The 23,429-nt window shown below is 44.0% G+C and carries 18 protein-coding genes; 9 read left to right on the plus strand and 9 right to left on the minus strand.

The genetic code is table 11. The annotated features are described in order from the left end of the window. Nucleotides 1–240: 240 nt before the first annotated feature. Nucleotides 241–1,353 carry a hypothetical protein gene (locus ACJJI7_RS01335; protein WP_444901105.1) on the plus strand — a complete coding sequence of 371 codons (1,113 nt, stop codon included), beginning with the start codon at nt 241–243 and terminating at the stop codon, nt 1,351–1,353. A 9-nt stretch (nt 1,354–1,362) separates the two neighbouring features. Here the strand turns inward: ACJJI7_RS01335 and ACJJI7_RS01340 are convergent, their stop codons facing one another. From ACJJI7_RS01340 to dcd, 6 genes are all read right to left on the minus strand, one after another. Continuing rightward, nucleotides 1,363–2,778: a TnsD family Tn7-like transposition protein gene (locus ACJJI7_RS01340; protein WP_444901104.1), complete on the minus strand. Its 1,416-nt coding sequence runs from the start codon at nt 2,776–2,778 to the stop codon at nt 1,363–1,365. A 22-nt stretch (nt 2,779–2,800) separates the two neighbouring features. Continuing rightward, entirely contained in the window at nt 2,801–4,195 is a 1,395-nt protein-coding gene (locus ACJJI7_RS01345; RefSeq protein ID WP_444901103.1) for an ATP-binding protein, read from the minus strand. Between the two features lie 59 nt (nt 4,196–4,254). Next, complete coding sequence (locus ACJJI7_RS01350) at nt 4,255–6,399, minus strand: TnsB C-terminal domain-containing protein (protein WP_444901102.1); 2,145 nt, start codon at nt 6,397–6,399, stop codon at nt 4,255–4,257. Nucleotides 6,400–6,401: 2 nt separating this feature from the next. Then, a complete protein-coding gene (locus ACJJI7_RS01355) occupies nt 6,402–7,208 on the minus strand; it encodes a TnsA endonuclease N-terminal domain-containing protein (protein WP_444901101.1) in 807 nt (268 codons plus the stop codon). A 713-nt stretch (nt 7,209–7,921) separates the two neighbouring features. Continuing rightward, a complete protein-coding gene (locus ACJJI7_RS01360) occupies nt 7,922–9,130 on the minus strand; it encodes a BaiN/RdsA family NAD(P)/FAD-dependent oxidoreductase (RefSeq protein ID WP_444901100.1) in 1,209 nt (402 codons plus the stop codon). 37 nt (nt 9,131–9,167) lie between these two features. Further along, nucleotides 9,168–9,737: a dCTP deaminase gene (gene dcd / locus ACJJI7_RS01365; RefSeq protein WP_020412646.1), complete on the minus strand. Its 570-nt coding sequence runs from the start codon at nt 9,735–9,737 to the stop codon at nt 9,168–9,170. 207 nt (nt 9,738–9,944) lie between these two features. Between dcd and imuA the strand changes: the two genes are divergently transcribed. From imuA to ACJJI7_RS01380, 3 genes are all read left to right on the plus strand, one after another. After that, entirely contained in the window at nt 9,945–10,652 is a 708-nt protein-coding gene (gene imuA / locus ACJJI7_RS01370) for a translesion DNA synthesis-associated protein ImuA (protein ID WP_282952667.1), read from the plus strand. A gap of 22 nt (nt 10,653–10,674) precedes the next feature. Continuing rightward, entirely contained in the window at nt 10,675–12,186 is a 1,512-nt protein-coding gene (locus tag ACJJI7_RS01375; protein ID WP_444901099.1) for a Y-family DNA polymerase, read from the plus strand. Between the two features lie 101 nt (nt 12,187–12,287). Continuing rightward, a complete protein-coding gene (locus ACJJI7_RS01380; protein WP_282952663.1) occupies nt 12,288–15,410 on the plus strand; it encodes an error-prone DNA polymerase in 3,123 nt (1,040 codons plus the stop codon). Nucleotides 15,411–15,538: 128 nt separating this feature from the next. On the opposite strand, the gene ACJJI7_RS01385 is transcribed toward ACJJI7_RS01380, so the two are convergent. Both ACJJI7_RS01385 and ACJJI7_RS01390 read right to left on the minus strand, forming a co-directional pair. After that, nucleotides 15,539–16,978, minus strand: coding sequence for an O-antigen ligase family protein (locus ACJJI7_RS01385; RefSeq protein WP_444901098.1), 1,440 nt, complete (start codon nt 16,976–16,978; stop codon nt 15,539–15,541). 132 nt (nt 16,979–17,110) lie between these two features. Further along, nucleotides 17,111–17,536, minus strand: a complete 426-nt coding sequence (locus ACJJI7_RS01390) for a pilin (RefSeq protein WP_282952660.1) — start codon at nt 17,534–17,536, stop codon at nt 17,111–17,113. A 390-nt stretch (nt 17,537–17,926) separates the two neighbouring features. Between ACJJI7_RS01390 and pilB the strand changes: the two genes are divergently transcribed. The 5 genes from pilB (at nt 17,927) to yacG (ending at nt 22,975) form a co-directional block, all read left to right on the plus strand. Then, complete coding sequence (gene pilB, locus ACJJI7_RS01395; RefSeq protein WP_444901097.1) at nt 17,927–19,639, plus strand: type IV-A pilus assembly ATPase PilB; 1,713 nt, start codon at nt 17,927–17,929, stop codon at nt 19,637–19,639. Nucleotides 19,640–19,903: 264 nt separating this feature from the next. Further along, nucleotides 19,904–21,118 carry a type II secretion system F family protein gene (locus ACJJI7_RS01400; RefSeq protein ID WP_020412638.1) on the plus strand — a complete coding sequence of 405 codons (1,215 nt, stop codon included), beginning with the start codon at nt 19,904–19,906 and terminating at the stop codon, nt 21,116–21,118. Between the two features lie 11 nt (nt 21,119–21,129). After that, on the plus strand, nt 21,130–22,014 hold the full coding sequence (locus tag ACJJI7_RS01405; protein ID WP_444901096.1) for a prepilin peptidase: 885 nt from the start codon (nt 21,130–21,132) through the stop codon (nt 22,012–22,014). A gap of 111 nt (nt 22,015–22,125) precedes the next feature. Further along, nucleotides 22,126–22,734, plus strand: a complete 609-nt coding sequence (coaE, locus tag ACJJI7_RS01410) for a dephospho-CoA kinase (protein ID WP_444901095.1) — start codon at nt 22,126–22,128, stop codon at nt 22,732–22,734. Between the two features lie 22 nt (nt 22,735–22,756). Next, nucleotides 22,757–22,975 (plus strand): DNA gyrase inhibitor YacG, encoded by a 219-nt coding sequence (gene yacG / locus ACJJI7_RS01415; RefSeq protein WP_020412635.1) that lies wholly within the window; start codon nt 22,757–22,759, stop codon nt 22,973–22,975. A gap of 42 nt (nt 22,976–23,017) precedes the next feature. Here the strand turns inward: yacG and mutT are convergent, their stop codons facing one another. Beyond that, the gene (gene mutT / locus ACJJI7_RS01420; RefSeq protein ID WP_444901094.1) at nt 23,018–23,422 is read right to left on the minus strand and encodes an 8-oxo-dGTP diphosphatase MutT; all 405 of its coding nucleotides are present in this window, start codon (nt 23,420–23,422) and stop codon (nt 23,018–23,020) included. Nucleotides 23,423–23,429: the final 7 nt, after the last annotated feature.

Here is a 23,429-nt window from a genome sequence, read left to right on the forward strand (position 1 = left end):
TTGGAAATTTTTCAAGGGATATACTATATGGAAACAATAACATGTCCTTTAAGTACTTTTAATTATTAAATATTAGATTTCTTGGTATGTCAGTAGGTATTCATAAAAAATAATAGGCATTTCAAAATATATGTGTGTATATTTATGAAACTCTATAGCTCTCAGAAAAAACTTATCAGCAAGCTAGATAGAGAAACTACAATCCACACAATATTTCTATATTGACAATATGGTATAACCATGCTTAGAGCATTGCAACAGCCGGATGAATCCATCCATTCCTTTATATTAAGAGTTTTTATAAAAGCTGGGTTTCGGAATATAAATAGCTTAATAGCTGGCGGGGGTGGATGGAGAGAGTACCCTTCAATTCCGGATACAGCCAAAAAATATTTCACTTTTTATCCCGAGAAAGTACTGATTGATATTTTTGACTCTACTTACTCTATCGGAACAGAGGACACTTTTAGCAGAAATAGATTTACACATTTTAAAGGCTTCCCACAAATTCTTAACTACTCTCATGGGCAATTTACTGGAAAACGAATACCTATTAAGTTTTGTAAAAAGTGTATTGAAGAAAAACTTGCAAATCAGGGTCATGCGTTTTTCGAAAGCAAGTGGTTATATATATCATATTGCGAAAAGCATAACTGTCCGTTATGGCAAATCAAAAGAACTCCTTCAGTAAAAAACAAAATTAAAAACGTGATTTTAAGTGTTTTATCGGCTAACTGGGAGAAAGTATCCAACTCAATAAAACACTTAACTTCAGAAGTAGACAGCAATAAATATTATCTGGACCCCATAAAGAAGTGGAAACTTTATTTTTCTCCCTGTGCAAAATTAAGCTACATAAAATATTTTGTTCAGACTTTATCCTATCAGAAAGATTACATTGAAAGGTTTTCTGATAGGAGACTAGCAGAACCCACGGGCGACCTAAACCTCTTAAGAGCAAGATTAAAGAGGTATTGTCTATTGAGCTTTTATGATGTGTACAGCAAAGAATTAAAATCAAACTACAAAAACATTAAAAACTTCGAAAAAGAAGATCTTGAAATTATAAAAGTTAGACAATGGGGAATGGAGTTCCCTGTACTTAAAGATAAAAAAGAAACCTGCGCATCTTGTGCCCGATGGAATATAGATTCTTTCACTGATTGTTCAATTTCAGGCGTTATAGCTAGTTCTCGTGAAAGCGATCATTCAAGAATGGTAATTAACAGCAATAACTATATTGATTTTACAAAAAGGTGCACCATTACTTGGCTAAATATACAAAGGTATGAGTTCCGCAAGAAGTATGGTTATAAACATCCCTTAGGCCTCCCTGCACCTCTCAATGAATAAATATTTCCTCTATTTTTTAGGATACCTCCCTTTAGCCTTTAGAGGTTTAGGTAGAGCAACCTCTAGCCACTCACGATCATATAAATACAACCAATAAAAGGCTTTATTACAGTGAAACTTAATATCTTTACGAATTGCTTTAGGGTGTAATTTGTAATATTTAAGAATTTTTAGTCTATAGCGACGTCGCATTGACTCCATATGGCATCGTTTACGATAAGTTACTAGTTCAGGGTGAGTTGAGATAACTTGCTCTACTGATCCTACACCAATTTTGCAGATTGTAGCTATTCGATGCCGGTTCATCCTTGTATACCCTAGGCGAATAATTTCATCTATACAGGCCTTAGATATTTTTCGCGGCTTAAGATTCAAGGGGATATTGTGGAGCGCTGCAAGTCTTTTCAGATAAGTTCTACTTCTTCCTGTAATTTTAGAAGTTTCGTTAAGCGACCTGCTTCGTAGAAGCTCAACACATTTCCTCTCCCTCCTTTTCGTCCTCTTAGCAAATTCCTTTTTACGGGTCTTAAACTCAAACTCTACACTATTATGACCCTCTAATAATTGCTGGAAGGTAGAAAAAAGCCAGCTTGAGAAAAAAATATGCTGGAAGGGATTATGGTTTTCTCCTGGGACTAAAAGTTGAGAAATATATCTGAAGTCTTCAGACGATTTGGGGAGCGAGCTATTATAAAATGGTCGATAGTTTTGTGAAAATACATAAAAATTTTGCATTAATTTTAGACGCCTAATACGGCCACTATTCGTTACCAGGCCCATACTTTGCAATTTATAGCGATATTTTGAAGAAATATCTATTAACGGAATAGGCCATTTGATCTTTCTTAAAAGATCATATCCAAACTTACCTACTTTATATTCAACACTAGATGCTTCTTTAGCACGGCAGGTTACTGATGGTAACATCCCAAGGCTAATTCGTTGACGATTATGTAAGTCAATTCTCTCTAAGAGAACTGGATGTATACCACAAGAAGAGACTCCAGGGATTTGATGCGATCTATGCCAATAAGCAACTCCATATTGATTTATATCGCTACAGGCGCACTCTTGACACCATTTCAAGCATAGCGAAGAACCTGCACCAAATGATGGGAGCTGACTTTCCCTTATTGATCTCGCGCTATCATTACTCAACATAAATTTTATTATGTTATTTGAGTACTTAGGCAAATAAAATATATATATTGGAGCCAATGTCTGACCAAATAAAATTTCGTACGGTTCATCATCTGTAAGGGCTGAAAGTTTTTTTAGATTCGATGTCAAAAAGGGGTGTATGGAGGCCCTCTCCTCAGCAAGATATATTTTATTAAACTCTTTACCCTTTAATCCAGAAATAGTAGCAAAGCGAATAACTCGACTAAAGAAAAGTTCATCAGGAAAAGCTTTGGGCAGGAGCATATTGCCACATATGGGGTGAAACTTACTTTGAGGATAGATGCTTGATCGGATTTTTAAATAAAACTCCCATTTTTTTTAACTCAGCTTCAGGATTCTCTGAAATAGATGCTCGCCTTATCAAGTCTGGATCTTTAATAAGTTCATTTAAGTCACCAATAGATTGTAAGTAAGATAGCTTCTGATGAAACTCATGGTGCTGGGGGCGATTTAAATCTCCAGGGATAATCATAACTTCTGATGTCGAAGTATCTATAGATTTAAATGAAATTTCACTAGTTTCGACCTTAGACCTATTATTACTCTTTTCCCTTCTGATACGCCGAAATTTTTCAAGCCTATTTATCCTTGCTTCATCTACAGATTTTTTGGAGAAATTTATAGCTTTCTTTGCTGCATACTCCAGGACATATTCCGTTATAGACTCGTTATCTGAACCAATTACTAAACGCTGAGATTCCCTATAAATTCTTACAGCCAGATCCATATTACCAATAGATAGATCATATAATTTGTCACTAAGAGATTTAGTTAAAGGAGTTTTTTCCTTTGTCCATTGCAACACCCAAAGTTCTTCAATAAACATGCTCCACTCCTCATCATTCTTCATCAAGTCCATAGTAAAAGAAGCTTGACTTTCTGCACGCCTTGCTGTCTTTAGAGTTTTCCCTAATAACTTGTCAAAGGGAGGGTTTGCACACAGAAGAATGGGAACTCCCAATTCATTCATAAGATTATGAAGAAACCCCAGAAATTTATCTTCGCCTCCAGCTTTTGCCAAATTTAAATGCTGCATTTCATCTATTATTATGACACCTAAAAAGCTAGACTTTATTTTAGCTTCAATTTGCTTAACAAGTAGATCACTCGTTTTTTCTGGCTTAGTCTCTTCTCCTCCAAGCTTTCTATCAATTTCCGATAAAATCTTAAGACAAAGGGCTCTGATACTCGAATTTTCTGGGCAATCTACTTTAGCCCATACTACTTGCTTAATATATAAAGGCTCACCTTGGTATTTACGATGCTCAATAACTTCTGGAAAACAATTTAAAATCTGCTCTAGCATACAACTTTTTCCGACACCGCTTTCCCCAAGTAAAGTTATACCACTCCCGTTAGATTTGAAATAACCTGTTCTAGGAGCAACTTTAGATCGTTGGTCTATAGGGTAGTGTAAATAGTTCATGGTTGTCGGCGACAGGGGATTCTTGCTTGAATAACCTTTCTTAATCGCAATTTCAATTGCTCTAAAGCATTCTAGATATACTGGAAGAGGCTGCCTTAACTCATCGATTCTTGTAAGGTATTCAATACGCTCGAAAGCACTCAATTTTCTCTCGCTTTCAGAAAATGAAGGATAGCTACTTAATTTTTCTACCAAATCCTCATCTTTCAATTTTTTTGGTAATGCTTCGATCAAGGGGTTCCCCCGATGCTCCGGGAGTATTGCAATGTTATACTCTGCATCATTTACACCCCTCACTGGTTCCGCCTCTTCCTTTTTATTAATGAGACAGCTTCATTTTTCCTTTTTGACTCTAGGTTCTGATCATCGGGATATACTTCTGATTTCTCTTCTCTAATGGATTCACCGTGTTCAATTCGTCTATCAAGAACCGCCTCTTTTCTTCGTGTTCTCATTCCCTTTATTCGCTCAGTCTTACTCTTATCTTGTATATCTTTTTTTGTTTCACTTTTTGCTACTTGGCTAACTAATTTACGTCTATTATGTCTTTCTATAGACTTTTTACCTGGTTTATTTTTACTTTTTTCTTTCTTTTTCCAATCTTTAAAATACAATATATCAGCTTGATGTTTATCACTAAGGCTTGCAGAAAACTTCATCAAGTTGCATTTAGTGAACCCTTCGCGCTCCTTAAGGCGAACATATATGAATGAAGAGTTATCTTGATCGATACGAGCTTCCATTTTCCAGCACTTGGTAGACCGGGCAAGCACTTTCCATTCTTGAAATTCTTCCCGGTCACATTCATAGTACATATCCTCATTTAAGCGGATACCTTTACTCGTCATAGATACTTCTACCGCAGGTAGAAGTTTAGCCCTTACTTCGGACTCCTCTGATCTACTTAAAGCATGTCGATGCTTTTTTAGATGGATATTCCAATAATTAAGCGGTGTAGGGGCCAATCCATTTTGCACTAACAAGACGGATTGTGCAGCTAAGCCGTCAAATAGAGAATTATTATGCTCCATAACTTCATCAATAAGTAATTTTGTCACTTCATCTAATGTATATGTTGCATCGAGACGTGGATCACGATCACCTCGAATATAATGATGTCCTCTAGTTGTTCCTAATAATTCATGGACTAGATTTTTATTCAAAATTTCGAATCTTCGTTCCACAATGCCTTTAAGATCGGCGCGATAAGGTGGAGCTATACTCAGGTGACCGATTAATGGAACGGCTAATTTTTCAGCGCTCTTACATATAAACTCCCCTCGATCGCAAAGCAAACGCTGGGGGATATGATGGCAAGGCCATTCATGATCTTCGATTTCGATACCGAACCTAGAGCAATAACTTTTCTTATCCGTAAAGCTATTGACAAGAGCTTGACGGCCTGCACGCCAAGAAGCATATTCCATAGAAACGTGAAGCCCAACAATCATCCTGCTTTCTTTATCTACCACACAATAAACAGTAGGCCTACCTAGAACATGAGAGCGCCTAAATTCAGAGACAATATGAACATCCAGTACCGTTGAATCCAATTCAAAGCAACTTCCAGGAACTTCGGTATGATCTGTCGCAGCTCCTCTTAATCCACGCTTGTTTCTTTCAAAGTCACCCGCTGTAGTTTGCTTTCGGATTATTTCATTTTTTGGAATTAATTTTTTAATCCAATATATAAAAGTACGATATGATGGAACATTCGGCGACCTAAATTCACTCTCTGCCAGTATTAGTTCTTGTGAGTATAACTCCTTCAACATTTTTTCATAAACTTGACTAAATGGAACTCGACGCCCTTTCAAGCCATACTTCTTCATCGCGAAAATAAAATTATTCTTATCATTTTCCGTAGTGTTAACCCCTTGATATATTTCCATGCTCGGTGTAAGCATTCTTACTGGAGCTCCACGTTTAAGACATCCTGAAACCCTAACTCTTCCAGCTCCTCCTGAATTCTTGTAAGCAGGCAGGAGGGCATTTCTTTCTTGCCCACCCCTCCAATATTGATTTAATAACCTATATATTCTCTGAGCCCTTACCCCTTTACTTTTCGCCTGATTTACCAGAACTTTGCTTCTTTCTTCAGTAGAAATCTCAAGGAGAAAATCTGGATTTTCTATTAGCTCACTTATCAGCTCAATATTTCTATCACGTTTTTTAATATGAGCTTCAGGTATCAACCCCTCATCAGCTAGCTGATAGTAGGGAAGAGGACTAAAGTTTCTTTTCACAGCTCCTCCTTTAATCGCACACAAAAATCTGGAGCTATCAATCTTAATAGGCCTTCTTAAACCTCCAGATTCTTCAAGATTAAAAAGAACCAGAATATTTATATCATAAAAAAGTTCAAGAACACGATACACACCACTATCAACCCCATCAATATCAGTTACACTCCAAACACTGTTTCGTTCAACTCGCATTTTTACCTACCGATTGATGAAAGAATATTTGTTATATCTATAACTCCAGACTCTACTATCGGTTTACTTAAGTCTACCTCAACTTTCTTAATAGCGATTAAATGCTTCAAAAGTACTAAAGCTTCATCGTTCTCAACATCTAAATTTTTACAGAATCCATTGCATATATCTTCGATTAAATTGATCCCAACATGTAATGTCTCTATGGCTTGCTTTTCTATATTTTCCTTAAATCTACGTCCTTGTCTATATGCAGAGGTAAACCACTGAATATTTTTAGATTGAATAACCGATATTTCATTTATAGTATATATATGGAAATTTACCCCCAGAAGCTCCCACCAAATACGTTCAATTTCTAATTTTTCAGCTGTACGCTTTATTGATAGTTCTTGGGCTGATTTAACAGAGATAGCCTCATACCAAAAGTCGTGTTTATCTGTGCAAGTCAAAACAAAGTCTGTAGTCATGACATTGTATGATCCAGAACCAGGCACTTTTGGATGATTTATATCTAGATTCTTTGCAATCTTGATAGAAAAGTCTAAGGGGAGAAGGGGAAACTGTTCCCTTATATCGATTACTGAATCACAATTTTCAACCAGATAGAAGAGACAGCTTTCGTTTTCTGAGAGGGTATGATGCTCTCTATTAACTTTAATGCCCTGAATTTTTCCACTATTTCCCTTAGATTTAACATCCTGAACTCTCAGCCAGGGTTTGTATTCTTCTCCAGCTCCCAGCCCATACTTGTTTTTCAGAGCTCTTTGAAAATCAGTTAGCCTCTCTAACCTTCTGTGTCGCGCCAAAACTTTTCACCCCAATCTGATTTATGACTAAAGCATTAACATCTTAGGTCTGTAAGATTTATTAATCCGATATCTATAGTATACATACTGAGGTCATATTTAAGTGGTTGTGTTCATCCTTATTCAAACATTATGAAATTTAGCAAATCTTACAAATTCGTAGGACCGCTATGCCTAAACCGTAGAGTGTTTCTACCTATTATAAATCTGATTTTTTTATGTTATATGATTTAAGGATTGTCTTGATAATTTCTTATAAAAAGAAAATATCTCATAAAATTTTCAGCCAAAGTAAATCTACTATGAGTCATAGAAATAGGCTCTATGACTCATTTAATGGGTATTTTGTGAGTCATAGAAATAGGCTCTATGACTCATTTAATGAGTATTTTATGAGCCATATAAAGCCTTACACAACTTCTGAGCTTGGCTTAAAATACGGATGGCCTTAAAAGGTGGCATTCAAGTCAACAGTTTGCACTTAAAATCTATATATAAGATTTGGTTTGTTATCGATTTTGAACTAGTAACGAAGGATATATTGTTATATTCATCCTCATTTATTCCAGCTGCATAGGCTGCACGACTACCTCTCCCGCTGAGTACACTCGCAGATGTGGCAATATTCAAACTTTATAATTAGTGTTCAAACTTTATTATTCAGTGTTCAAACTTTTTCTACAGTGTTCAAACTTTATTGTACCGGCACACCATTAGACAACCTCCCCTGCAGCATGACCTGAAGCCCAAGCCCATTGGAAGTTAAAACCTCCCAACCATCCGGTCACATCAAGCACTTCCCCAATAAAGAAGAGCCCCGCCTGGGTTTTACATTCCATTGTGCGCGAAGAAATCTGTTCAGTATTCACCCCACCCAAGGTAACTTCAGCAGTGCGATACCCCTCGGTGCCCGCGGGTACCAGCTTCCAGATTTGCAGCTTGCTACCCATATCGCGAAGTTCACCGTCCCCAAATTGCTTCAAGGGGCGGCTGGAGAGGTTTTCTCGTTGCAGGAAATACTGCACCAGCTTTTTACTCCAGATCTCGGCCAATACGCTATGTAAATGGCTTTCCGGATTCTGTTGGCGACGCTGCTGTAGCCAGTCAGGCAGACTATGGTTAGGGGCAAGATTAATTACAACTTCCTTGCCTTCACTCCAGTGACTGGAAGCCTGTAAAACTGCTGGGCCGCTCACCCCCCGGTGAGTAAATAGCATTTGCTCTAGGAAACTGCCCTCGCCACAGGAAGCAGAGACTTCAAGAGCACTACCCGGCAGAGTGCTTTGCCGTTCCAGCTGGCGTTTGTGTTGGGTAAAAGGTACCAACGCTGGACGAGTGGGAACCAAGTCCAGGCCAAACTGCCTGGCAATCTCATAGCCAAACCCTGTAGCCCCCATAGTGGGAATCGAAAGACCACCTGTAGCCACAACTAAGGATTCACAGGTAACGGTGCCCAAACTGGTTTTCACCTGATAGCCCGCGGCTTGTGCCTTTATCGTGGATACAGAACAACGGGTGCGAATCTGTGCTTTGGCTGCACGACACTCAGCTAGCAGCAGGTCGACGATATCCTTGGACTTGTTATCGCAGAATAGCTGGCCGAGAGTTTTCTCGTGATAGGGAATCCCATATTTTTCAACCAGTGCAATAAATTCCCACTGGCTATAACGCGCCAAGGCGGATTTACAAAAGTGGGGATTACGACTGTAGAAATTTTCAGCGCTGGTATAGAGGTTGGTGAAATTACAGCGACCACCACCGGACATCAGAATTTTTTTACCGACCTTATTCGCATGGTCCAGTACCAGCACACTGCGACCACGCTGCCCAGCTGTGGCAGCACACATTAATCCCGCTGCCCCGGCACCGATAATCAATACATCGACGCACTCAGGCAACTGGCTATTGGATACTTCAGACATGGAAAGATAGCTTATGCAGCTCAATCGCCCTTGGCGATCAGGTCCGGGGCAGGGTTACACCACGCTGCCCCTGGTATTTACCACCTCGATCTGCATAAGACACATCACAGACCTCATCAGATTCGAAAAACAGCATCTGTGCCACGCCTTCGTTGGCATAGATCTTCGCCGGCAGATTAGTAGTATTTGAGAACTCAAGGGTCACGTGCCCTTCCCACTCGGGTTCCAACGGAGTGACATTGACGATAATCCCACAGCGCGCGTAAGTGGATTTACCCAAGCAAATAGTCAGCACCGAGCGGGGAATACGGAAATACTCCACCGTACGTGCCAGGGCAAAGGAATTCGGTGGAATAATACAGTACTCGCCCTCGACATCGACAAAGCTGTTCTCATCGAATGTCTTGGGATCCACGGTAGCAGAGTGCACATTGGTGAAGATCTTAAATTCACGGGCACAGCGCACATCATAACCATAACTAGAAGTGCCGTAGGAGATGAGTCTGTCGCCATCATTGCCATGGCGTACCTGGCCCGGCTCAAAAGGCTCAATCATGCCGTGCTGCTCAGCCATCCGGCGAATCCACTTATCGGACTTGATACTCACTCCGTCCCCCTAAAAAGAATAATCAGTACTCAACAAAAGAAGCGGAATCATAGCCGGTTTAGGCTGTGCAAAAAAGTGCCGATCAACCCCTCCCTCTCTTGTTGCCCTCAATCATTTACTGTATAAATTAACAGCAATACTGTACAAGCATACAGCTCTTTGCCAGCTTCAGGCCGGTAGGAGGGCCTGAATGGAGCGGCGGAATCCGTGAATAGCGCAGAAAACTTCCTTCAAAACAAGCAGTTAAAGCATCAGTCTGAGCGCCGAAATCTAGAGCAGATACTGGCGAGAACGGATATTTGGCAGGCAGCCAATGAGCAGCGGCGCCCTCTCAGCGGTATCCCCACTGGTTTCAGAAGCCTGGATGCCGTTCTCAGAGGCCACGGTTGGCCTCGCAATGCCACTACTGAACTTCTGCTCAATCAAACCGGTATTGGCGAAATGACCTTATTACTGCCAACTCTGGCCCAGCTGACTCAAGCAGGACAAATGGTAATACTGGTCAGTCCGCCTTTTATTCCCTACGCTCCAGCACTGGCTCAAAGTGGCATTCAACTGGGAAATTTATTGCTTATACACCCCCGGGGACATAAGGATACTCTCTGGGCGGTGGAGCAATCTCTACAATCCGGAAGCTGTGGTGCCTTATTGAGCTGGCAAGGGAATCATACTTTAGAGGATAAGGAACTGCGGCGTCTGCAACTGGCAGCTCGCAATGGGGAGTGCCTGCACTTTCATTTCCGCCCTATATCTGAATCCCAGAACCCCTCTCCCGCCAGCCTGCGCCTGCAGCTAGGCAGTGATGGGGAACAACTGGCTGTGAATTTATTAAAGCAACGGGGAGGCACTGGCGGCCAGTCTTTGCACTTGGCCCGAGGCGCCAATTTGATTCGCCGTGACAGGCCAATACATTGACCATCGCCCCGAGGTCCAGCTCATGCTTTGGCTTTGCATCCAATTTCCCAAGCTTCCTCTTGAAGCCCTCATCCGCGCCCAGGGTCGAGATACACAGCCAGGCGTTCTCGCCGTGGTCGAGAAGCAACTTGTTGTTCAGTGCAGTAAAACAGCCACTGATCTCGGTATTGAGCCAGGCCTCAGTATCGCTACCGCCTGCGCACTGAGCGCAGACCTTCAACTGTTAGAGCGGGATATACAGAGAGAGCAACTGCAACTCGAACGGCTGGCCCAGTGGGGCTACAGCTTTACCCCAGTCGTCTCCCCCAAGGCTGCCAACACTGTAGAAAACGGAAGCAGTGACCCAGCCTGCTTGAATCTTGAGCTCAGCGGATGCCTGAAAGCGAATGGTGGCCTCAGGGCCTTTCTGGATCAGTTACAGAATGAGCTGGGCCAAATGGGGATTAGCAGTGTTATGGGACTCGGACACAGCCCCAGTGCCGCACGGATGCTAAGCCAACTGAGAGAACATCGCCAGTGGCTGGCAGAAACTCGTGTAGCCCCCAGCCCACAACAGTGGAAACTATGGATTAGTTTTTCCCCGAGCAAGCTACTCGACTGCGACAATAAAACCATTACCAAACTATATGCCTGTGGTATTAAGCGAGTAAGCCAATTGCTTGCCATTCCCCTATCCGAAGTGGGCTCCCGTTTTGGTCGTCCTTTTGTAGATTATTTGGCACGTTTAAATGGTAGCCGTCAGGACCCCGTACCCAACTTTAACCCTCCCGCCCGGTTCGATAGCGAATTATTTTTTCCCGATCCACTGGATAACAGTGAACAGCTGCTCTTCCCCGCCGGCCGCCTGATTAGAGAGCTATGCCAGCAGCTACAACGCCGCCAGCTTTATACCCAGCAATTACACTGGCAGCTGGATTATGGGCAGGGAAAAAACAAGGAACTCATCGTGGAAGTCTCACACCCACTGCTAGATCCACAGCGCTTAATAGCGCTTACCAAGCTGCAGTTTGAAAGAGTATCCCTGGAGTGCCCGGTACAAACACTGCGCTTGAGTAGCAAGCAACTACAGCCGTTAGTGGAAGAAGAGTTCGGAGAGGACTTCTTTGATGCAGGCAACCAAGGCGAGCGCAGCTCTCAACTTTTGGACAAACTCAAGGCCCGTCTTGGACACCAAGCGATCTCCGGTATTGCCCTGAAAGAGAGCTACCTTCCCGAGCAGGCCTGGCAGAGCGCCGATAGCTTGCTAATAAAAACCAGCTCAAAGAAAAAAACTCACCAATTGACACCAATAAAAGCACCGCGCCCCTCCTGGTTGCTTCCCCGCCCTACCAAATTACTCAGCCGCAATCAAAAACTATTTCATCATAGTGAATTACAGCTGCTACAGGGCCCTGAGCGAATTGATGGCTACTGGTGGCAACATGGCCGCCATGGACGAGACTACTATATAGCTAAAGACCAGGACGGCAGTCTTTGTTGGATATTCCAGGATCTGACAACTGAAGAGTGGTTTTTACACGGCATATTCTCTTAATTATTGACAATTCATATCTAACAAATCTTCAGAAAAGAAACTTAACTTTTTAAAAAAAGAAGCTGAACATTCTTCAAGTTTAAATATCAAAGAGCATCAGCATGAGGTACGCAGAACTCTTTTGCCAAAGCAACTTTTCTTTTTTGCAGGGTGCATCACATCCCTGGGAATTGATACAGGAGGCTTACAATCTAGGTTATTCAGCACTAGCAATAACTGATGAGTGCTCCCTCTCCGGTATAGTTCGCGCTTATAAGGAACTTAAAAACATCAATCTTTCCCAAGAGAATTCAAAAGACAGAAAAAAACGGGAAACGCCCTTCAAACTTATTTGTGGAAGTTATTTTCGCCTTCAAGATGGCGGAAAGGCCGTTCTACTTGCCCCAAACAAAAGTGCCTATAGTGAACTCTGCCAACTTATCTCCACTTCTCGATTAAGAGCAGAGAAAGGCCAGTATAAAACTTTTCAGGAAGACTTACTTAAAATCTGCAGCGAGACTATTGCAATCTGGTTGCCAGAACCTGAAAAAGTCAGCATACCCGAGCCTATCAAGCAACACTTTGATGGCCGGCTATATATTGCTTACAGCAACCTTTTAAATGCAGATAGTAATAAACTGGCACAGGATCTTGCCCAGCTATCAAAGCAAGAGAACATTCCCCTTGTCGCCACCAATGCCATTTTGATGCACTGTCGCAGCAGAAAGCCCTTACAGGATGTACTCAATGCCAATTTTCACAACTGCACCCTGAATGAACTTGGATACCAACTCCAACAGAATGCTGAGCGCTACTTACGCAGTCTTGAAGATATTGAAAGACTTTACCCTGAAGAGGCTATCTATAGAACTATAGCTATCGTAGAGCAGTGCAGCTTCTGTCTCAGTGAACTCCGCTACCAATACCCCTCTGAAGTTATCCCAAAAGATAAATCTCCAGCCTGCTATTTACGGGAACTGGTAAAGCTGGGCCGAAAATTTCGCTGGCCTAAAGGACCGGAAGAACGTATTGATATATTGATCGAAAAAGAGCTATCCATGATCGCCGAACTGGAGTATGAGCACTACTTCCTCACAATTTACGATATTGTCCAGTTCGCAAGAGATAAGAATATCCTCTATCAGGGGCGAGGATCTGCCGCTAATTCAGTTGTTTGCTACTGCCTTTTTATTACTGAAATTGACCCACATAAAATCGGCCTTTTGTTTGAACGTTTTATCTCTCGTGAGCGCAATGAGCCACCAGATATCGATGTAGACTTCGAGCACGAAAGACGCGAGGAAGTCATCCAGTATATTTACCAAAAATACGGTCGAGACAGGGCCGGTCTTGCCGCCAGTAAGATTACTTACCGTTTTAAAAGTGCCCTTAGGGATATTGGTAAAGCGCTTGGTATAGGTTCAGCCACCATAGAACAACTTATTGCGGAGCGTGCCTGGTGGGACTCACTCGATGAATTCCCAAAACAGATGCAAAAGGTCGGCATAGACCCAAACAGCACCACTGGTAAAAACCTACCTCTGCTATTGCAGCAGATATATGGATTCCCGAGACACCTTTCCCAACACGTAGGAGGCTTCGTTATTACCGAGCAGCCACTTTATCAGCTGGTTCCTATTGAAAATGCTGCAATGGAAGACCGCACCCTGGTGCAGTGGGATAAAGAGGATATTGAAGACTTAAAATTGATGAAGGTAGATGTGCTCGCGTTGGGTATGCTGACCGCCCTGCGCAAATCCCTGAGCTATATTTCACTCTATGGCCCCAAACTACGTTTGCAGGATATCCCGGCTGAAGATCCCCAAGTGTACGAAATGATATGCCGCGCAGATACCGTCGGGGTTTTTCAAATAGAATCCCGCGCGCAAATGAGTATGTTACCCAGGCTACAACCCTGCAGCTTCTATGAACTCACCATTGAAATCGCCATAGTTCGCCCAGGACCAATCCAGGGTGGCATGGTACACCCCTACCTGAAACGTAAGCAGGGTCTGGAAGCCGTCAGCTACCCCCATGAAAGCTTACGACCAGTATTAGAGCGTACCCTCGGCGTACCGATCTTCCAGGAACAGGTTATCCAGCTCTCCATGGTTGCTGCAGGCTTCAGCGGGGGTGAGGCAGATGAATTACGCCGTGCTATGGCCAGCTGGGGAAAAAATGGAGATCTCTATAAATTTAAAGACAAGTTGGTTAAAGGTATGCTGGAGAATGGCTATAGGGCTGACTTTGCCGAACAGCTGTTTAACCAAATGAAAGGCTTCGGATCTTATGGCTTCCCCGAGTCACATTCCGCCAGCTTTGCCCTCTTGGCTTATTTTTCTGCCTGGATTAAGTTTCATCACCCAGCTGCTTTTTATTGCGGCCTGCTCAATAGCCAGCCTATGGGGTTTTATGCACCGGCACAGCTTGTTTACGATGCGCAAAGGCATGGAGTAAAGGTGCTGCCTATTGATGTACTTTACAGCTACTGGGATCATCACCTGGAACCTCGAGAGCAATCGAAATTTTTTCATAATAAACCAGACATTATTCACCCATCCCTTCGTTTGGGGATGCGCTTGATTAAGGGCCTGAAGAAAACCGCGGCAAAAGCTATTATCAAGCTTAGGGGAAAGCAAAGGCTGCACTCAATAATTCAGCTTAAACAATGTTACGAACTGGATAATGAACAAATTACCTTTTTGGCAAAAGCCAATGCTTTCCAAAGTTTTGCACAAAATCGTTTTCAAGATAGCTGGCTATCCCTGGGAGATGTACAAGACACTCACCGGGACAATTACCAGACACACTATATAGTAAAAGATGCCACCGATAGCGACTATACCAGCACAGGGCTAAGTTTAAATGAACATCCGATTGCCCAACTACGTCGGAAGAAGCAATTTGAACACTGCATTCGCGCAAAAGACCTTACTCTTTGTAAAAACGAACAATATATCACTTTCGTTGGTATGGTTACCTGCCGACAACGACCTGGAAGTGCCACAGGTATCATTTTTTTAACCTTAGAGGACGAGACAGGGAGCGCCAATATAATTATCCACAAACAGCAACAGGTACGGTATAAAAGAGAGGTTACGCGCGGGAATATTTTAGTGGTAAGCGGGAAGTTACAATTGGTCAAAGACCCTGACAACTTAAACTACCAAACCATTCACCTGATTGGCTATAGGCTTACCTGTCTCAGCTATAAATCCAGCCAGAAAACAAGAAACTTTCACTAAATCCCACTCTTGTATACATGAGCATTCATATCTGTATGATTATGTTCTGGGCAAGCACTCAACACCTAACTGAATAATTCACCAAGATTATATGCTGCCGATAAAATAAGACTAACTAAAGTTAGATCTTAGTAATCCGACAAAATCAGTGGCGCTCCATTCCCCCAAAATCTTGGGCCGCGGACTTGCTCCTGTTGTCCCGCCTGCTGAACAAGGTATTTCCCTGCAAGATCTACAAACACAATTAAGCAAATAGCGCACAAGAATCGCACAGCAACGCTGACCGACTGATTTACTCTCAGAACTTTATGGCCTTCTAGATTAGCCCCTCCTAAGAGCAGCCCCATAAACAAAAAGAACAGCACCTGAGGTGCAGGCATCACAAAAACCCCACTGAAAAGGGAATAAAAAGATGCCGCACACAAGGCATAAAGTAAGGCGGCCTGAATATCTTTTTTTGTACTATCGCCATCACCCTTAAGCTGCTGATAAGAAGTCCAACACACCCAAAGTATGGCAGCCACCGCCGAAAGCGTAGCAATAGCCCCCCATTCATATAAAAACTGCAGAATGCTATTATGGGGATGCCCAAAAAAATAAACAAAGTCACGGAATGTGTAAGCGCCCACCCCATTACCGAAAAAGATATTCAAAGTTGAAAGTTTGCTTAACAACTCCCACCAAATAGCTAGGCGTCCGGAGGTACTGGTACGGAAAATATGACCCACATTACCCAGCCACTCCAAAATCAGGAAGTACGCCATATAAGCAAAAGCACATACAATCAAACCATATAGAATTTGACGGCGCCAAGGCTTAAGAAAAACAAACGACAGCAACCCAGTTACAATAATCGACAACAGCAACCCTCTGGCGCCGCTAGCGAAGGCCAACAGAAAATTAGCAAATAAGAATAAATACGCCAGACTATAAAACTTTGTTCTTGAAGCAAATATCAGCAGAAGCGGAATAATAAAAACCTGCACCTGATTAAAAAAACGGATATTACCAAAAGAAGAAAATATCATTCCCGCACGCAAAGACTCACTTACAAAAACTTCAAACCCCAAATCAAGTAGGCCTTTAAAGACTACCATTCCATGGACGAGCAAATAAATGCCCAAAAGCCTTTGAGTCAGACCTGCCTTGGCGATATAAATGCCAACAAAAAAAACCGAGGGCAACATCAACCAGTGGAGACCCTCTAAAATAGAATGGTATTTATTATCAGAAAAGACCGCGGAGCCAAATATAAAAAAGCAGGAAGTCAGCCAGGGCAGAACCAATCCTCTAAGATTGAGAGTCTTGGAGACTCCAACCCTGTATTCTCTAAAAAAAACCAATAGGGTCGCAATCCCTATCAATACTATCTGCACAAACCTCTTATAATTGTAATAACCCGAGCCGAGATCCAATATCAAAAGGTGGAGAGGATTAATGGTTAGAAAAAACCATAATGAACAAATGGCAATACAAAACCAACCATATTTACTCTCACGACAGAAATCAGTTCCATGCACGGTAGAAACTGAATCACGAGCAGGTAATATTTTATAAAGCTGTGCCATTATTATTTTTAATACTATCTGCTAGTGCAAGGCAGCCAACAGCAAAGAGTTCTTTATTAGCAGGATTTTCAAATAAAAATGGACCACTAAAGTGGTCCATTTTTCAATAAAGCAGTCAGTCTTTACTGTATATTAAGAAGCATTGCGACATTCTGCTGGAACGTATTTCTGGTTAGCTTCAGGAACACTACCACATGCCCAATTTACACTACCAGTGGCTTCAACGGTCGGTTTTAATTTAAAAGAAACGCTCTTAGCTGCAGCACCCATAGTTACAGTGATTTCTCCACTAGAACATGCCAATGAGGCTACATCACCTACTGCAGTAGTAAATGTATTTACCCCATTACAGGTAGAAGCATCCAAAGTACCTGTGCCCGCATTAGCTATATTCTCGGCAATTGTGGCTTTAGCGGCAGATGCCAAGCCAATACCTTCAGAAACACGTGCACGCACTGTGTAATCCTGGTAAGCCGGCAGTGCTACCGCCGCCAAAATACCAATGATCGCTACCACGATCATCAATTCAATCAGTGTAAAACCCTGTTGCTTTTTCATTGTAACCGTCTCCATACAGACTTTTAAATAATGGTGAATCCCGTGAGGAAGTCCCGGAACAAGATACAAGGACTGTGCCAAGTTTGGCAAGCTGTAAGGAAAATTAAGAGTTGTCAGTGAGTAACCCATCACTTCCCACTAGAAAGTGCGTAGTGCTATAGCATTACCGCTGACAGCAGATGCCCAGTTATGACAAAATTTGTCATCTTCTGTATGTGTATGTACTTATCAGGGCCTTGCATGATACTCATAGTGATGTTTGGCTCGCGCCCGGTAATTCGCTATATTTTACCTTCCTTCTTTTTATACGCCTGGGTTTACACAGGGCGGGCAATAAACTGGCCCATTCTCAATACTTGGCCCAAGGTAATTTTAGCGGCAGCGTAATCAATGACAACTTCCCCCCTTAGCGGCCTGGCCAAACGCCTGGTCGCAGATCAGGTTCTCGATGAATCGACGGCAACTTCTGCCATAAAAGCTGCGCGCAGGGAGAACCAGACCTTTGCCCAGCATGCAGTGGAGGCCAAGCTGGTCAAAAGCCGCGAGCTGGCCAATATCGCCTCCCAGGCCTTTGGTACCCCCTTGTTTGACCTGGGTGGCTATAACTTCGACCTGATCCCCAAGGATGTTGTCGATGAGAAATTAATCAGCAAGCACTTCGCACTACCACTATACAAACGCGGCAACCGCCTGTTTATCGCCGTGGCAGACCCCACCAACCTGGCCGGCCTGGATGAGATAAACTTCAATACCGGCCTAAGCACCGACGCGGTATTGGTTGAGGCGGATAAACTGGCCAAGGCTATTGAAAACTATCTGTCCGACAGCGGTGATATGGGTGCCGGCCTGGAGGGTATGGACGATGAAGAGCTGGATGCTCTGGATGTTGGTGGAGATGAGAAAAGCGAGGCCGATGATAATGACCCCGGCGGAGATGAGGCCCCTGTTGTGCGTTTTGTCAACAAGGTACTGCTCGACGCAATACGATCGGGTGCTTCAGATATCCATTTCGAACCCTATGAAAAATCCTACCGGGTCCGTTTTCGTACTGATGGCGTACTCCACGAAGTAGCCAAACCTCCTATCCAGCTCGCACCCCGCCTCTCAGCCCGCCTGAAAGTAATGTCCAAAATGGATATTTCCGAGCGGCGTATTCCACAGGATGGCCGTATCAAAATGAAGCTGTCCAAAACCAAGGCGATCGATTTCCGGGTTAACAGTTTGCCTACGCTTTGGGGAGAAAAAATCGTTCTGCGTATTCTGGACCCCTCTTCTGCCAAACTGGGAATTGATGCGCTCGGCTATGAAGATGAGCAAAAGCAAATCTATATGGACGCCCTGGCCCAGCCTCAGGGAATGATCTTAGTAACCGGCCCCACAGGTTCAGGCAAGACCGTGTCCCTGTATACTGGCCTTAACATCCTAAATACCGCAGAGCGCAATATATCCACGGCGGAAGATCCAGTGGAGATTAATCTGGAGGGCATCAACCAGGTCAATGTACACCCCAAGGTAGGGCTTAACTTTGCCGAGGCATTGCGATCTTTCCTAAGGCAAGACCCAGATATTGTTATGGTGGGGGAGATTCGGGACTTGGAAACCGCGGAAATTGCAATCAAGGCTGCGCAAACCGGTCATTTGGTGCTCTCCACGCTACATACCAACTCAGCTCCTGAAACCTTGACACGCCTCATGAACATGGGGGTTCCCACTTTTAACATCGCCACTTCTGTCAGTGTAATTATTGCACAGCGATTGGCACGACGTCTGTGTAATGAGTGCAAGAAACCGGTGACATTGCCATCAGAGGTCTTGGAGGCGGAAGGTTTCGCTACGGTTACAATTCCTAAAAGTGAGTGGGCGATTTTCCAGCCCGTTGGTTGCGAGCATTGCTCCAAGGGCTACAAAGGACGCGTTGGCGTGTATGAAGTGGTTCGCATCACCGATGGCATCTCCAGAATTATAATGGAGGGCGGCAATTCGATTCAGATTGCGGACCAGGCCCGCGAAGAGGGCTTTAATAATCTGAGGATATCGGCACTGCGCAAAGTTGTGATGGGTGTCACCAGCCTGGAAGAGGCAAACAGGGTGACCAAAGATTAGTCCTTTACGACTAGTGAAAACCTATTTGTCCTAAACAGCACAGCTCTGGAACCTGAATTTTATTTTGATCAAAATTAGTTCCAGTACCCGAGAATTAGCATCTATTTTCGAAAGAGACATTAGAGCAAGTTAATTAACATACACTACTTCAACTTTTCAGATCTTCGCCTAGTTGAAGCTCTACACTCACGAACAATAGAGTTAAGAAGTACAAGAAATTTCAGGTTTTTCTGAGATAAGAGATAAAAAGCAGGAAAAGCAAATATGGCCAACGCTACAGCAGTTGCATACATCTACAAAGGAGTGGATAGTAAAGGGGCCAAGGTTCAAGGGGAAATAAATGGCACCAGCCCCGCACTGGTAAAAGCCCAATTACGCAAACAAGGTATTATAGCGAACCGGGTACAAAAAAAACCAAAGCCCCTGTTTGGCGCTGGCAAAAAGAAAGTAAAGCCTGCAGATATCGCTCTATTCACCCGGCAGATGGCCACTATGATGAAGGCCGGGGTTCCATTGGTGCAAAGCTTTGAAATCGTTGCCGATGGCCTGGATAACCAGGGGGTCAAAGAGCTTATTTTCAAACTCCGTGATGATGTGGCTTCGGGCACTGCATTTGCGGAGGCACTGCGCAAACACCCACTCTACTTTGATGATCTTTTTTGTAACCTGGTAGCCTCTGGTGAGCAATCCGGTGCACTGGAAACAATGCTGGATAGGATTGCTACTTACAAAGAGAAGACGGAATCGCTAAAAGCAAAGATCAAAAAGGCGATGACTTACCCCATTGCGGTAATGGTGGTAGCGATTGTAGTCACCTCAATTCTATTGATTAAAGTTGTACCTCAATTTGCAGAGACTTTTTCCAGCTTTGGGGCAGATCTGCCCGCATTTACCCAGCTGGTAGTAGGCATGTCCGAATGGATGCAAGCCAATTGGTTTTTTGCGCTGCTCGCTGTAGTAATCAGCATCGGCGGCACTATCGAAGCCAAGAAGCGCAACAGAAAAGTGGCTGAGTTCTTCGACCGCCTAATATTGAAACTGCCCATTCTGGGAACAATCACCTATAACTCCATTTCGGCACGTTTTGCGCGTACCCTATCTACTACCTTTGCTGCCGGTGTCCCTCTTATTGATGCCTTAAAGTCTGTGGCTGGTGCTACGGGTAATAGCCTCTATGAGGAGGCAACGCTTAAGATCAGAGACTCTGTAGCTACTGGTATCCCCCTCAATGCGGCACTTCGCTCCTCTGGCCTATATCCGACCATGCTGGTACAAATGGCAGCCATTGGTGAGGAGTCCGGAGCTCTGGACGATATGCTGGGAAAGGCTGCCGACTATTACGAGGAGGCTGTCGACAATATGGTGGACAACCTTACAACTCTTATGGAACCAATGATCATGGCTGTTTTGGGTATTCTGGTTGGCGGCTTGATGATTGCCATGTATCTTCCTATCTTCCAGTTAGGTCAAGTAGTATAAGAAAGAATACGATGCTCGAAACGTTAGCTTCATACCCAGCGCTGCTCCTAAGCAGCGCTTTTATTTTGGGCCTACTTATAGGCAGTTTCCTCAATGTCGTTATTCTGCGCCTGCCAGTAATGATGGAGCGCGAATACAAGCGGGATTTTTACAGCTACTTTGACACAAAGCCTGACAAAGCCGAGCAAGAGGAGCTGAATAAACCGTTCAATCTGGTGTTGCCCTACTCCCATTGCCCCAAGTGCAAAACCGAAATCAAACCCTGGCAGAATGTACCGATAATCAGTTTCTTATTTCTACGTGGTAAATGCGGCTCCTGTGGCACAGCAATTTCCAGACGCTACCCCACGGTGGAACTGATCACAGGGATTCTCACCGCAGTAATTGTGTGGCAACTGGGCTTTACCTGGCAGGCACTGGCTGGCTGTGTGTTTACCTGGGTTTTGATCGCTCTCACCGGCATAGACTTTGATAAACAGCTACTGCCAGACAACCTTACCCTGCCGTTACTCTGGGGGGGACTGTTCATCAACCTGTGGGGGGTATTTGCCCCCCTGCAAGACGCAGTGATCGGTGCAATTGCTGGCTACCTGTCACTGTGGCTTGTATTCCATATCTTTAAGCTGGTCACCGGCAAAGAGGGTATGGGAGCTGGGGATTTCAAGATACTCGCCGCTATCGGGGCATGGTTTGGCTGGCAGATATTACCATTGGTGGTAGTACTCTCTGCCGCAGTAGGCGCTATTGCAGGTATTGCTTGGAGCCTGGCCAAAGGGCGAGACCATAGACTACCAATCGCCTTTGGCCCCTATTTGGCTGGAGCGGGCTGGATTGCCATGTTATGGGGAGATCAGATCATCGGTTGGTATTTGAACTTTTCGGGGCTCGCAAACTGAAAACTCTTCTCAGTTAGCTCTAGCAGAGTAAGTGATTTAACATAAACCCGGCCCGGCATTGGCCGGGTTTCTTGTTTATAACCCCAGTTTTTAGTTCAAGGAGGCAACATATTGTTCCGGGTAGGCTTAACTGGTGGTATTGGCAGTGGAAAATCTGCCGCCGCTGAGTGCTTTCGTGAGCTGGGCATCCATGTGGTAGATGCGGACTGGGCTGCCAGGGTAGTCGTACAGCCCGGCAAGCCAGCACTAGAGAAAATTGCCCAGCATTTCGGCGCTGGGATTTTACTTGAGAATGGCGAACTGAACCGAGCGCAGCTGCGCAGCCTGATTTTTGAGGATACTGAAGAGAGAGCCTGGCTGGAGGGCCTGCTACACCCTCTGATACGGGAGGAGATCCTCAGCTCCCTGGAACAAAGCCCAAGCCAGTATGCGATACTGGAATCGCCCCTTTTAATTGAATCCAGCCAGTACCAGCTGGTGGACAGGATTTGTGTGGTGGATCTGCCAGAGAACTTGCAGGTAGAAAGGGCCACTGCAAGGGATAACAATCGCGAAGAGCAGATTCGCAAAATCATGGCGGCACAGCTGGGCAGACAGGAACGACTGGATAAAGCCGATGATGTGCTGGACAATTCTGCCGGCCTGGCGGAACTGCGCGGCCAAGTTGAATTACTGCATCAAAAGTACTTACAAATGGCGGCCACCACTAAACACAACTGAATTAGTAATACTCCAAGTTAATATGTCCAAAAGTAAAGAAACCCCAACCTTAAGCTGCCCCACCTGTAAAAAGCCTGTGGAGTGGAATGATAAGTTTCCATTTAAGCCTTTTTGCAGTGAACGCTGTAAGCTGATTGACTTGGGCGAATGGGCCAGCGAAGGGCATAAGATTCCAGGTGAATCTATTTATGATGACGTTCTAAGTGACGACCTGGACCCGACCAAGCAGCGCCGCAACTAAGTTTCGGGCCTAACTGGCCCGAGCTGATTTATTTGCTGACCTTTAAGAGAATGGCGCAACGGTTTTAATCGCCTCAATAATCGCCTGGTTGGCATCGGGAAACTGAAAGTTATCCAACTCCTGAACGGCTACCCAGGCAGTCTCCTGCCCTTCCTGACCCATAGCCTCCCCGGTAAACGCCGTTACCTGCCAGGTATCCAGCAAGACTGTTTTTTCTGGATATTCGTGGCGAATTTCCACCAGAGGAACCAGTTCAGTTATCTCGATTGCCACTTCCTCACGCAGCTCGCGGGAGAGCGCCTGCTGCACACTCTCCCCTTCCTCCACCTTGCCACCGGGAAACTCCCAGCGCCCGCCCATATGCAAGTGGTCCGGGCGGCGGGCAATCAGGATTTTGCCATCATCACGAGATACAACCCCAACAGCAACATGAATAACACTGGTCACTACAACT

The organism is Microbulbifer variabilis (assembly GCF_056232115.1).

Bases quoted from the DNA above. Each gene is read 5' to 3' on its own strand.
- ACJJI7_RS01340 (WP_444901104.1), bottom strand. From the start codon at position 2,778: ATGCTCCTGCCCAAAGCTTTTCCTGATGAACTTTTCTTTAGTCGAGTT.
- ACJJI7_RS01400 (WP_020412638.1), top strand. From the start codon at position 19,904: ATGGCCAACGCTACAGCAGTTGCATACATCTACAAAGGAGTGGATAGT.
- pilB (WP_444901097.1), top strand. From the start codon at position 17,927: ATGACAACTTCCCCCCTTAGCGGCCTGGCCAAACGCCTGGTCGCAGAT.
- ACJJI7_RS01380 (WP_282952663.1), top strand. From the start codon at position 12,288: ATGAGGTACGCAGAACTCTTTTGCCAAAGCAACTTTTCTTTTTTGCAG.
- ACJJI7_RS01335 (WP_444901105.1), top strand. From the start codon at position 241: ATGCTTAGAGCATTGCAACAGCCGGATGAATCCATCCATTCCTTTATA.
- ACJJI7_RS01375 (WP_444901099.1), top strand. From the start codon at position 10,675: ATGCTTTGGCTTTGCATCCAATTTCCCAAGCTTCCTCTTGAAGCCCTC.
- ACJJI7_RS01360 (WP_444901100.1), bottom strand. From the start codon at position 9,130: ATGTCTGAAGTATCCAATAGCCAGTTGCCTGAGTGCGTCGATGTATTG.
- ACJJI7_RS01405 (WP_444901096.1), top strand. From the start codon at position 21,130: ATGCTCGAAACGTTAGCTTCATACCCAGCGCTGCTCCTAAGCAGCGCT.
- ACJJI7_RS01390 (WP_282952660.1), bottom strand. From the start codon at position 17,536: ATGAAAAAGCAACAGGGTTTTACACTGATTGAATTGATGATCGTGGTA.
- yacG (WP_020412635.1), top strand. From the start codon at position 22,757: ATGTCCAAAAGTAAAGAAACCCCAACCTTAAGCTGCCCCACCTGTAAA.
- ACJJI7_RS01385 (WP_444901098.1), bottom strand. From the start codon at position 16,978: ATGGCACAGCTTTATAAAATATTACCTGCTCGTGATTCAGTTTCTACC.
- ACJJI7_RS01350 (WP_444901102.1), bottom strand. From the start codon at position 6,399: ATGCGAGTTGAACGAAACAGTGTTTGGAGTGTAACTGATATTGATGGG.